The organism is Pseudoalteromonas sp. NCCP-2140, assembly GCF_023708065.1.
GTDB lineage: Bacteria > Pseudomonadota > Gammaproteobacteria > Enterobacterales > Alteromonadaceae > Pseudoalteromonas.
In genome coordinates, this window is sequence record NZ_BRCZ01000012.1 from 55,657 (window position 1) to 67,400 (window position 11,744).

An 11,744-nucleotide genomic window follows, 5' to 3' on the forward strand; every position below is an offset into this window, starting at 1 on the left:
TCCTTAAAAATTGTTCTTTATCAACTCTAACTCATTCACTTGCTGATTGATATTAAACTTAAAATTCTCTAAAAAGTTCATACCTAATAAGCCATAGCCAGCATGATTTTCTATTATCAGTACTTCAAAATTACGAATACGTTGTTGACCGACTTGAAATGATGCGAGCTGATAACGCTGTGCTTCAACAATTCCATTAGCTGTGTTTACTTGCAAGGTGCCAAGGTAATTGGCTGGGGTGTTAAGCGAGTTTAATAATGTTTGGTTAATTACAGTAAAGCTAGCGCCGGTGTCGATCATCAGCTCGGTTTCAATATCATCGTTGATAATACTGTTTACTAAAAAGTGTGAACCTCGAGCGGTTAACTCTATAACTTCAACACCTGCGAGGGCTTGTTGAATCATCAGATGTAATTGCTCAGCCTGTTGTTTATAGTCATGATCTTCGGGTAGTTGATCTAGGGTTATTTGGCTTGCGACATAATCTTCTAAATGGTAGTTAGCTAATGCATGGTTATATAAGTAATGGGCGTTGCCAGGCGCGTAATCAAGCCATTGTTGACTAATATTAAGTAGGGCTTGCCATTGTTGCGTCGCAATAAGTTCATGAATATAGGATGTGCTTAGCTCGTCTATTTGTTTGTTAAGTTGTTGCTTATCATTGCTGTCTAACTGGTTGCTAAGAGCCAGTAAATTGATAATACCTTGTTGGGTATCACCTTGTGCGATTAAACGCTTAGCTTCAAGTTCAAGCATGGTGACATCGTAAGGGTGGCTATTTAAAAAGGCCGTTAAAAATTGCTCACTTAAAGTGAATTTTTGATGGGAAAGCCATGTCTCAAGTTGTTGTTGCCAAGCTTGCTTTAGCTGCCTTGCATAGCGAGGTTCATTCACAAGTAATTGAGTGTACTCAGCGACGGCTTTATCAAATAACTGATTGCTAAATAGTGCAACTGCTTGCTGGAAGTGGGCAGGTAAGACCGTGCCTTTTTGTACTTTAGGCGCTGGTGCGACAGTTTCTATTTCTATAGGCTTTGCAGGGTTAAAAAGCTGCCAAATAAAGTAACCATTTAAACTAAGAGAAAGTAGCAATATTAATTTAAGAAAAGCATTCACCCGTTTCGCCCACCAGTTTTAAATCTTCGTTACCTACTTACTCAGCATAAAACAAATTTCTCAAAGTCGTTACTTTTTAATCAAATGATTGAGCGCCATGATATCGCTTATTTCAATATCCGCTAATCCTTGATAACGATATTGCGTTGCTTGGTTATTTAGCCAAACGCTTTGGCATCCGGCATTATTGGCACCTTTTACATCAGTATCTAGGCTATCGCCAATGTGTAAAATTTCCTTGTGAGGCACTTCTAATTTTTTGGCTGCGCTATCAAACAAGGCGCTGTGCGGCTTCGCTTTTCCGTGTGGACCTGCTTGTAAAACTAACTCAAACACACCATTAAGGTTAAACTTTTCTACTTCGACATTACCATTGGTGATAGCGATAAGGCGGTAGTGTTTACTGAGGTTAGCAAGTAATTCAAGCACTTCATCAGTCACGGTTATTTGACTGCGGGCATCAGCGAATGCCTGATAAGCATTTTCGGCATGTAACTGAGCTTGCTCTGCTGAAAAACCCAGATCGGTCATGGCATAGTGTAATGCTGCTTGTCGCCAGCGCGTAACGTCATCAATTAAAGTTGCATCATGTTTTAAAGCATTATCGCGGCATTTTAACCAGTAGCTGATACTATCGGCGGGCCATTGGTCTAACGCTTCGAGGTAATCAGCTTGTGCTTGCAAGGCTGACTTTATGATCGGATGGTTGTTGTAAAGTGTGTCGTCTAAATCAAAACTTAAAACAGAAACTGGCGATAGGGCACGGTTAAATCGGATCATAATGGCAAGGGGTTACTCTGATGTTGAGCGCTTTTTAGCGCGTGGATGGGTGTTATCGTACACTTTAGCTAAATGCTGAAAATCTAAATGCGTATAAACTTGAGTTGCAGACAAACTACTGTGTCCTAACAGTTCTTGTACGGCGCGCAAATCCCCTGATGATTCTAAGATATGTGACGCAAACGAGTGGCGTAATTTATGTGGATGCACTTGCGAGCTGATCCCTTGCTTAATACCCCACTCTTGCATGCGAAGACGAACTTGGCGTACGGAAATTCGCTTTTTTTGGCTGCTAACAAACACGGCTATTTCATCAGGATGTGCAAATTGAGGGCGAATTTTCAGCCATGCTTTTAATGCACTGAGCGCTTTGCTGCCTACAGGTAATAAACGTTCTTTGTTACCTTTACCACGGACTAAAATTTCGCCTTCAGTGGGGTTTATATCCTGTATGTTAGCGCCAACTAACTCGCTAATGCGCAGACCCGAAGAGTACATTAATTCCATCATGGCTTTGTCACGAATAGCTAAAGGCTCATCATCGGGCAGTTCTAGTAGCTTAGCCATTTGATCTACGTCTAAATTTTTGGGTAAAGGCTTGGAAAATTTTGGCCCTTTAATGGCCTCTGCCGGATTGTGATAATGTGCCTGACTGGCTATATTTTTTGCTTTTAAGAATTTATATAAACTGCGAATACAACTTAGTTTTAAACTGATTGTGCGACCACTTAATTGTTTGCTGCGCATTTGCATGCTGTAACGGCGAATATGCTCACCTTGAACAGCAAACCAGCCTTCACATAGTCTACTAAAGTACAAAGCAGCAAAGCCTAACTGGCTCGTGTATTGGTTTACTGTGTGCGCTGAGTATTGTTTTTCGTAGCGTAAGTAGTCTGCAAAAAGTTGGATGGGTGTTCGCCAAGCATCACTTAATTCATTAATGTCTGGCGTCGTCACATCGCTCATGCAAGTTCCAATAAGCGCAGTTGCAATGAGCGCACAAACTCAAGTACAAAAAAGCTGTCTTTTGCCGGTTCGAAGTGATTTACGTCATCACTACCAAACGCCAAAATAGCCACAGGGTGTTTCGTGTTACCAATTAAGTATAAGGCAGTCGATTGAGTCGTGTCTGAAAACAGTAAGTCTCTTTCTTGTTGGCTTACTCGACCCAAGTAAATGCCGTCGTTTTGCAGGCGGTGAGCAATTAATTCATCAAACTTTTTATCGTACTTAACTAAGTGGCATTCGTTAATGGATGGATTAGTGCAGATAATATTGCGCAAATTGCTAGCCAGTGTCGTAAAGTCGTAGTTAGTCCATAACTGACGATGACAATCGCTAAATAAGCGGTAAATTAACTCGTTTTCTTTTGCTTGTTCAACGAGCTGCTCAATCTTATTTTTTAATAACGTATTGTGTTCACGTAATTGGCGCTGTTGAATATGCACCAAAGAGGTTGTTCCAGCCGTTTGCTGTTGTAGTTCAACTTCAGCGAGCACATCCGGGTTTTTAATAAAAAAATCCGGGTGTGCTTTTAAATATTCAGCAATTTGTTGTTCTGTTAGTTTGCTCATAGTGCCACTTGTCCATCAAAAACATGCTCAGCAGGGCCTGTCATTCGTACAGGGTGGCCTTCGCCTTGCCAACGCACTTGTAAACTGCCGCCGGGTAAGTCAACTTGTACGGTAGTAGCAAGTTTACTCTGAATTTGACCAACCACGACCGCAGCACAGGCACCTGTACCACAGGCTAAGGTTTCACTAACGCCACGTTCCCACACTCTTAGTTTAATGTGATCTTGCGAAATTACCTGCATAAAACCAACATTTGCGCGTTGTGGAAAACGCTCATGATTTTCAAGGAGTGGGCCTAAGGTAGCGACTTCTGCGCTATGAATGTCATCAACTTCTAACACGCAATGCGGGTTACCCATCGATACTGCGCCACTAAATACCGTATGTTCTTCAGTGCGAAGAATATAGGTCAGCTCACGCTTGCTTGCTTTTAATGGGATTTTGTTCGGTTCAAAACTGGGGTGGCCCATATTTACCGTTACTTGACCATCTTTCTCTATATAAAGCGTGAGGTTACCAGATTTTGTTGAAACCGAAATTTTATGCTTATTGGTCAGGCCCTTCATACGTACAAAGCGAGCAAAGCATCGCGCGCCGTTGCCGCATTGTTCAACTTCGTTACCATCGGCATTGAAAATACGATAATGAAAATCGAGATCAGGAGAGTAAGGGGCTTCAACCATAAGCAGTTGATCGAAGCCAATGCCGAAATGGCGATCTGCCAGCTTCTTTATTTGATCACGTGATAAAAAAACATTTTGAGTAATGTTATCAATAACGACAAAGTCATTACCTAGGCCGTGCATTTTTGAAAAATTAACTAACATAACGCTCTAATTCGGGTTTGCTCTGAGCTAATCATGCCACAGAGCAGGGCGGTTATAAAAACGTTTATGGTAAAATTTTCTCACCTTGCCAAAGGCTTTCTAAGGTTTCGCGTTGGCGAATTAAATGGCTTTGCTGACCATCCACCATAATCTCTGCAACACGCGGGCGTGAGTTGTAGTTTGAGCTCATGGTAAAACCATACGCCCCAGCGCTGCGCTGCGCTAAAAGGTCACCAGCTTGAAGTGCAAGCTCACGGTCTTTGCCTAAAAAGTCACCGGTTTCGCAAACTGGGCCGACAATATCGTAGTTGTGAGTAGGCGTATCATCTGCGCGAGGTTCAACTGGCACAATAGATTGCCAAGCTTGATATAGCGATGGGCGCAACATGTCGTTCATGCCTGCATCAACAATAGCAAAGAACTTGTCTTGGTTTTGTTTAATAAACTCAACTTTAGTAACTAAAATGCCAGCATTGGCAGCAATCGCACGACCAGGCTCAAAAATAAGTTCTAAATCTTGGTAGTTTGCTAATCGAGCGGTAATTTTATCAACATACTCGCTCGGGTGAGGAGGCGTTTCGCCATTATAAGGCACGCCAAGGCCACCACCGATATCTAGGTGAGTTAGCTTGATGCCAACCGCTTTTAACTCTTCGATAAGAGTCAGTACTTTTTCAAGTGCTGCTAAGAAAGGTTTTATTTCCGTTAGCTGCGAACCGATGTGGCAATCTACACCGGTAATTTTTAAACCGGGTAATGATGCTGCATGTTGATACACAGTCACCGCAGTTTGAATATCAATACCAAACTTATTCTCTTTTAAACCGGTTGAGATATAAGGGTGCGTTTTTGCATCTATATCTGGGTTTACGCGAATCGAAATCGGTGCCACTAAGTTAAGATCCGTTGCCACTTTTGAAATACGCTCAAGCTCAGCCACTGACTCAACGTTAAAACACTTGATCCCCAATTCAAGTGCATAGGCAATTTCGTCAGCGGTTTTTGCAACGCCAGAAAACACAACCTTACTTGCGTCTCCGCCTGCTTGGATAACACGCGCAAGCTCACCTTTTGAAACGATGTCAAAACCTGAACCAAGTCGCGCTAAAATATTCAGCACGGCAATATTTGAGTTGGCTTTTACGGCATAGCACACCAAGCTCTTATGTGACTTAGCAGCGTCTGCAAATGCTAAATAATGACGTTCAAAGGTTTTGCGAGAATAGATATAACAAGGCGTACCATATTGTTCGGCAAGCTCTTTGACAGCGATGTCTTCAGCGAACAGCTGATTATTATTGTAGTTAAAAAAGTCCATCTATTGGTCCTGTTTTTGCTCTGGTTGTTCGGATGGATCAGCTTGTGGCTGAGACTTTGCAGGCGGCTTAGTATCATCTGGCAGATAAAGAGCACCACTTTGTCCGCAACCTGCTAGGGTTAGTAGAAGGGCGCTTAGAGGTAAAATGGTTTTTAATTTTTGGCTATGAGTCTCTTTCATTAGATTAATACGGTTGCTGGCTTTATAATCGCAGAGTAACAGAATATTTAAAAAATGCAGCTATTCGCGGATGAATTTATTCCTGTTACACTTGATGTACACAATCTGCCCCCAGATCTAGGCTTAAAGCCAGTTAAAGGACACTAAAATGACTGATCATGAATACCACACACTAGCCGATGCATTAATGCTAACTATTGAAGAGCAAATCGATGAATGTGATGCCGATTTAGACTATGAATCTGCGTCAGGTATTTTAGAAATCATCTTTCCTGATCGCAGTAAAATAGTGATCAACAAGCAAGCACCATTACACCAAGTTTGGGTAGCGACTAAATTTAATGGTCACCATTTTGAACTACGCGACGATAAATGGATTGATAACCGCTCGGGTGCAGAGTTTTGGCAATTTATGTGTGATGCGGCAACTCGCCAAGCAGGTCAAACAATTGAATGGCGTTCTGAACTATGAGTTTAGAGTTTGTTGAGTACCCAGCGCAAGGCGAACACAAAGCAACGGTTATTTGGCTACATGGTTTAGGTGATTCGGGTGATGGTTTTGCTCCCGTTGCACCGCAACTTGCTCTACCAAAAGAGCTTGGCGTACGTTTTGTGTTTCCACATGCGCCAGTGCAGCCGGTCACCATAAATGGTGGTATGGCAATGCGTTCTTGGTACGATATTAAATCGATGGATTTAGATAAGCGTGCTGATGAGCAAGGAGTGCGTGAATCTGCTGCAAAAGTGGCAGCAATTATTGATCAAGAAATAGCAAATGGTATCGCCCCAAACAAAATTATTCTTGCCGGTTTTTCGCAAGGGGGTGTGGTATCTCTGCACTTAGCGCCACGTCTAGATTATAAATTAGCGGGTGTAATGGCACTTTCAACCTATATGTGTGTGCCTGCAAAATTTGCCGATGAAGCCAAGCAGCAGGGGTTAAATATTTTTATGGCACATGGTCGATTTGACGATGTGGTACCGCATAGTGCAGGCAGACAAGCATTTGACGTGCTTAGCGCTAACAACATGGAAGTAAGCTGGCAAGACTATCCGATGGCGCACCAAGTTTGTGGTGAAGAGTTAATGGCTATTCGTGAGTGGTTAATTGCTCGCTTGAGTTAATTTTTGGTTTTAGAGGCCAACATGACAAAGAAACTTGTAATTACAGCAAATATGAATGCCGTTAAATCGGCAGGTTCAACTCCTACAGCAGTGACTTATCAATGGCATTGGCGACGCATTTTTATGGTTAGCAGTGTTATCTTAGTAGCATTGGCTATTTTAGTGTATAGCTTTACTGGTGCTGTAAATGCTGAACAATCACCGCAAGATGAACCGCAAGCAGAGTTTACAAATGCTGAATTACAAGCTCCTTTAAATGACGCTGAGCAAGAAGAGCCAAAAGAAGTCGATGCTTCGTCAATGAATGAGCAAACACCGCAGGCTGATAGCACAGAAACAGCTAAAGCAGAGGTTGTGAGCTCAAACATTGTTGAACCTGAGGTTACGACAGTAGAGGTTGAGATCGACAGTGAACAGGTTGTTGACGAGCAACAACCGGAAACATCAGCGGTCACTCTTGATGAAGAGCAACCACAAACTGAACAGCAAGTAGAGATTGCTGCAGCCCCTGATGCTCAGCAGCAGTTTTCGCAGTCAGCGCATATTGCCAGTGTCGCAATTGGCGCTAAAATAGACACAGATAAAGTAAGCCGCGCGGTATTAACAACCGATGTTGTTGATCGAGAACCAGTAAACGTTTTAAAGAACGATGTAAAATTAGCGCAAATAAGCAATAGCCTGAGCTTTTTTAGCGAGCTTAGAAATATGCAGGGGCAAACTGTTCGTCACCAATGGTATTACCAAGGTCAACAGCTTGCTTCGATTGAATTGGCGGTAAGTAGTCCACGTTTTCGTACTTATTCAACGAAAAACATTATGCCAGAACAACTGGGTGACTGGCGTGTTGAAGTTATTGACGCAGATGGCAACTTACTGGCCCAAAAAGAATTTAGAATTTTAGCTGAGTAATATTTAGTATCAGCCTGATAATTAATTGGATTTTTCATGACACAGACAACAAAACTAGTTCGTATCGCTACCCGTAAAAGTGCACTTGCTTTATGGCAGGCTGAATTTGTAAAAGCTCAACTAGAGCACTTCCATGACGACGTAACGGTAGAGTTGGTTCCTATGTCGACACAAGGCGATATTATCCTTGATACGCCACTGGCAAAGATTGGTGGTAAAGGCTTATTCGTAAAAGAGCTTGAGCAAGCCATGCTAGATGGCCGTGCAGATATTGCGGTGCATTCAATGAAAGATGTGCCTGTTGAGTTTCCTGAAGGTTTAGCGTTACACACAATTTGTGAGCGTGAAGACCCGCGCGATGCATTTGTATCAAACAACTACAAAAGTTTAGATGAGTTACCACAAGGTGCTATTGTTGGTACATCAAGCCTACGCCGCCAATGCCAAATTCGCGAAGCGCGCCCTGATTTAGACATCCGTGATTTACGCGGTAATGTTAATACACGTTTAGCAAAACTAGATGATGGCCAATATGATGCAATCATTCTAGCTGCAGCGGGTCTCATCCGTTTAGAAATGCCAGAGCGCATCACTGCCTTTATCGAACCTGAAGTATCATTACCTGCAAATGGTCAAGGTGCTGTAGGTATTGAGTGCCGTATTGATGATGAAGTGACAAAAGCACTGTTAGCGCCACTCGAACATAATGAAACACGTATTCGTGTTAATGCCGAGCGTGCTATGAATCGCCGTTTAGAAGGTGGTTGCCAAGTGCCAATTGGTGCATTTGCATTGGTTGATGGTGAGCAAGTGCATTTACGTGGTTTAGTGGGCGCTATTGATGGCAGCCAAATGCTGCGTGATGAAGTGACAGGCCCTGTGGCTGACGCAGAGCAGTTAGGTATTACACTTGCTGAAAAACTACTTGAGCAAGGTGCAGATAAAATTTTAGCTGAAGTATATAGAGACGCTTAATATGCATATTTTGATAACTCGTCCAGAAGGTAAAGGCACTGAGCTTGCTCTTGAGCTTCAGCAGGCGGGTTATCAAACAACCCTGTGTCCAGTTCTTACCTTAGATTACCTCACAGTAAATAATAGTGAGCTCGCGCCGCTAGAAAATGCCGATAAAATCATTTTTATCTCGCAAGATGCCGTGCATGCATTGTTAAAACTCACACCAACCATCAACAAAGCAGCGCAACTTTATGCGGTCGGCCAGCAAACTGCTGATGCGGTTTATGAAGCCTTTGGGCGACGTGCTGCAGTACCCAAACAGCATGATTCAGAAGGTCTGCTTGAATTAAAAACACTACAAGATGTTGAGCTAAGTAACATCGTTTTAGTGAAAGGTGAAGGTGGGCGCACGACCATAGCAAAAACCTTAAAACAACGTGGTGCTTTATTAAATCAGTTGGTTGTTTACAAGCGGAGCGCAATTGAGAGCGAACCGGGCAAGTGGATGGACCACTGGCAAACAATTGATGTAGAAGGTATAGTCATTACCAGTAATGCAGCGGTGGATGCCATTTTTAATGGCCTAAATGAGCCTCAGCTTGCATGGTTGAAAGAGCGACAATTTTTCGTTGCCAGTGAGCGTATCGCTGATTATTTAAAGCAACAAAATGTCGCAAGAACACAGATACATATTGCTGCAGGGGCGAGCGACAGCGCTATGTTCACCTGCATTAATCAGCAAGGTAGCAAAATGAGTGAAGCAGAATCAAAACAACCCGCAAAGCCAGTGACCGCACAGCCAGAGAAAAAAGCGCAAACGGCAAATACTGGGGCGAAGGCGCCTGTACAAGCTAAAAGAGGCATAAGCAAAACAGGTAGCTTAGCGTTACTTATTTCACTTTTAGTGTCTGGTGCAGTTGGCTATGAGTTTTATCTAAAATTAAATAGCGATCAGCAATCGGCTGTGGCATTGACTGAGCTGACAGATGAAAACCTACGCTTACAGCAGCAAATTGATGCATTAAAAAGTGCCCAACAAACAATGCAGCACTCGCTTTATAACAGTGAACAAAAGGTCACTGATGCACTAAATGAAAATGCAGAGCAAACACAGCAGCAATTACAAGCGGCTTTAAAGCGCGCCGAGCAGCAAACTTTCACGCTTAATCCGCAAGAAGTCACAAGCCTGCAGCGTATGGCCGAATTTAAATTGTGGGCAGAGCACGATTACCAGGGGGCTGCTGCTGTGCTATCTCGCTTAGATAGCTTACTTGCAGAACACCCGGGTACAGGCGCTATTCGCCAAGCAATTCACCAAGATTTACAAACCTTGAATGCCATAGAACCTGTGGCTGTTGAAGCAATTTACTTAAAACTGCATGGCATTAATCAAAAAGTTGATGAACTGGTATTTAATGCTATTTCACTTCCTGAAGAGGTCGTCAAAGAAGACCCAAATCAATTAAGTGAAAATGTCAGTGAGTGGCGTCAAAACCTTGCTAAGTCGTGGCAGCAGTTTAAAGACTTCTTTGTAGAAGTGCGCACACGTGAAGATATGGTTATCGCACCATTTTTAAGTGAGCAAGAGCGTCACTTAGTAAAACAGCGCTTAAGTTTATACTTAGCTCAAGCGCAAGATGCGGTATTAAGTAAACAAAGTAGTGTGTATTTTAGTGCTGTTGATGCTGCTCATAGCTTGGTAAAAGATTACTTTAAACAAGATGATGCGCAAACAAAAGCGGCTTTAAAAAGCCTTGCTGAGCTTTCTAAAGAGCAGCTCGATTTTAGTCCAAAAGTGTCACTACAAAGTACTGAGCAGGTGAAGGAGTGGGCACAATGATCCGCTTTTTATTAATCATTATTGCAATAGCAGTCTGCTTAGGGATTGCCCCTTTTTTTATAGATCAAAAGGGTTATGTACTAATTGCCTTTAATAAAACAACCATTGAAGGGACTATTTGGGGCGTTACTGCACTTTTAATATTGGCATTCGCTGCACTGTTTTTACTTTATAAGCTTTGCCGTTACGTAATATCTTTATATAGCCATACACGCCATGGTTTCTTTGCGCGCAGTGAAGAGCGTAAACAAGCGGCTATTGAGCAAGGTGTATGGAGCTTGATTAATAGCGATTATACGGAGCTTGAGCTTGCACTTGATAACAACAGTGTTGCAGAAAAGTGGAGCGATATACGTTTTGCGCTTCTAGCTAAAGCGGCACTGGCGAATAATGAAAATGAAAAAGCAATTAGCTATCTTGATAAAATAAGCCAAGATAAGCAGCTAAAAGTGGCTAATTTATGGATTGCTAGCGGCGAAACCAGCACTATCTTTGCTGACCTTAAAGCGTTAGCTGAACGCAAAAAAGCCTCTCGTTTAGAGCTTAAAATGTATGCCCATGTTTTAGTGCAAGAGCAAAAGTGGGCGGCACTTAATGACTTTATGCCACGTTTATTACGCAAAAAAGCGCTTTCTGAGCAAGAATGGCAACAACTGTTTGACCGTTACTTTGCAGCCCAGTCAAACGGGGATTTAACTGAGCGTTATGAGCAACTAGCCAAAAACCTGAAACTACATGCTGAGGTAAGCTATTTAACGGCGATGGCGAAGGCAGGTGAGTTAAACAAAATTGAGCTAAGCTTAATTAAAATGATCAAAAAACCGCTGCAGCATAAAGACTTAGCACGTATTTTACGTACTAGTAGCGCTGGCGATGCATTCAAGCTGCAATCAAGTTTGCAGGATGTATTAAAAAAAGATACCGAAAATACAGACTTATTATTAGCCCTTGCATGTTTAGCAAATGCTCACGGTGAATACGACTTAGCCGCGCGAGTGTTTGATAAAGCGCTTAATGCAGATAATCGCCATGCTTATTTGCAGCAAGCGGTGCTCAGCTACAGTAAGAGTGCCCAGCCAGAAAAAGCATTGGTACTTTATCAATAATTTTACTCCAGC

General features: G+C 42.5%; 13 protein-coding genes. 6 read left to right on the forward strand and 7 right to left on the reverse strand.

What is annotated here, in order from left to right:
* Nucleotides 1-3: 3 nt before the first annotated feature.
* The 7 genes from NFU46_RS17905 to NFU46_RS17935 all read right to left on the reverse strand — a co-directional run bounded on the left by NFU46_RS17905 (nucleotide 4) and on the right by NFU46_RS17935 (nucleotide 5,795).
* Nucleotides 4-1,116 (reverse strand): retropepsin-like aspartic protease, encoded by a 1,113-nt coding sequence (locus NFU46_RS17905; protein WP_251603749.1) that lies wholly within the window; start codon nucleotides 1,114-1,116, stop codon nucleotides 4-6.
* Nucleotides 1,117-1,185: 69 nt separating this feature from the next.
* The gene (locus NFU46_RS17910; RefSeq protein ID WP_251603752.1) at nucleotides 1,186-1,896 is read right to left on the reverse strand and encodes an HAD-IA family hydrolase; all 711 of its coding nucleotides are present in this window, start codon (nucleotides 1,894-1,896) and stop codon (nucleotides 1,186-1,188) included.
* 12 nt (nucleotides 1,897-1,908) lie between these two features.
* Complete coding sequence (locus NFU46_RS17915; RefSeq protein ID WP_251603755.1) at nucleotides 1,909-2,862, reverse strand: tyrosine recombinase XerC; 954 nt, start codon at nucleotides 2,860-2,862, stop codon at nucleotides 1,909-1,911.
* Nucleotides 2,859-3,470: a DUF484 family protein gene (locus NFU46_RS17920; protein ID WP_054563684.1), complete on the reverse strand. Its 612-nt coding sequence runs from the start codon at nucleotides 3,468-3,470 to the stop codon at nucleotides 2,859-2,861. The genes NFU46_RS17915 and NFU46_RS17920 overlap by 4 nt, the downstream gene beginning before the upstream one ends.
* Nucleotides 3,467-4,297, reverse strand: coding sequence for a diaminopimelate epimerase (gene dapF / locus NFU46_RS17925; RefSeq protein WP_251603759.1), 831 nt, complete (start codon nucleotides 4,295-4,297; stop codon nucleotides 3,467-3,469). The genes NFU46_RS17920 and dapF overlap by 4 nt, the downstream gene beginning before the upstream one ends.
* A gap of 64 nt (nucleotides 4,298-4,361) precedes the next feature.
* Nucleotides 4,362-5,615, reverse strand: a complete 1,254-nt coding sequence (lysA, locus tag NFU46_RS17930; RefSeq protein ID WP_054554659.1) for a diaminopimelate decarboxylase — start codon at nucleotides 5,613-5,615, stop codon at nucleotides 4,362-4,364.
* A complete protein-coding gene (locus tag NFU46_RS17935) occupies nucleotides 5,616-5,795 on the reverse strand; it encodes an LPS translocon maturation chaperone LptM (protein ID WP_054554660.1) in 180 nt (59 codons plus the stop codon).
* A gap of 148 nt (nucleotides 5,796-5,943) precedes the next feature.
* Between NFU46_RS17935 and cyaY the strand changes: the two genes are divergently transcribed.
* The 6 genes from cyaY to NFU46_RS17965 are packed head-to-tail and all read left to right on the forward strand — an operon-like array spanning nucleotide 5,944 to nucleotide 11,732.
* The gene (cyaY, locus tag NFU46_RS17940) at nucleotides 5,944-6,267 is read left to right on the forward strand and encodes an iron donor protein CyaY (RefSeq protein WP_054554661.1); all 324 of its coding nucleotides are present in this window, start codon (nucleotides 5,944-5,946) and stop codon (nucleotides 6,265-6,267) included.
* Nucleotides 6,264-6,920: an alpha/beta hydrolase gene (locus tag NFU46_RS17945; protein ID WP_251603763.1), complete on the forward strand. Its 657-nt coding sequence runs from the start codon at nucleotides 6,264-6,266 to the stop codon at nucleotides 6,918-6,920. The genes cyaY and NFU46_RS17945 overlap by 4 nt, the downstream gene beginning before the upstream one ends.
* A 21-nt stretch (nucleotides 6,921-6,941) precedes the next feature.
* A complete protein-coding gene (locus NFU46_RS17950; RefSeq protein ID WP_251603766.1) occupies nucleotides 6,942-7,829 on the forward strand; it encodes a DUF2914 domain-containing protein in 888 nt (295 codons plus the stop codon).
* Between the two features lie 36 nt (nucleotides 7,830-7,865).
* Nucleotides 7,866-8,804, forward strand: coding sequence for a hydroxymethylbilane synthase (hemC, locus tag NFU46_RS17955; RefSeq protein WP_054554664.1), 939 nt, complete (start codon nucleotides 7,866-7,868; stop codon nucleotides 8,802-8,804).
* 1 nt (nucleotide 8,805) lies between these two features.
* Nucleotides 8,806-10,626, forward strand: coding sequence for a uroporphyrinogen-III synthase (locus tag NFU46_RS17960; RefSeq protein WP_251603769.1), 1,821 nt, complete (start codon nucleotides 8,806-8,808; stop codon nucleotides 10,624-10,626).
* Entirely contained in the window at nucleotides 10,623-11,732 is a 1,110-nt protein-coding gene (locus NFU46_RS17965) for a heme biosynthesis HemY N-terminal domain-containing protein (RefSeq protein ID WP_251603772.1), read from the forward strand. Before NFU46_RS17960 ends, NFU46_RS17965 begins: the two co-directional genes overlap by 4 nt.
* Nucleotides 11,733-11,744: the final 12 nt, after the last annotated feature.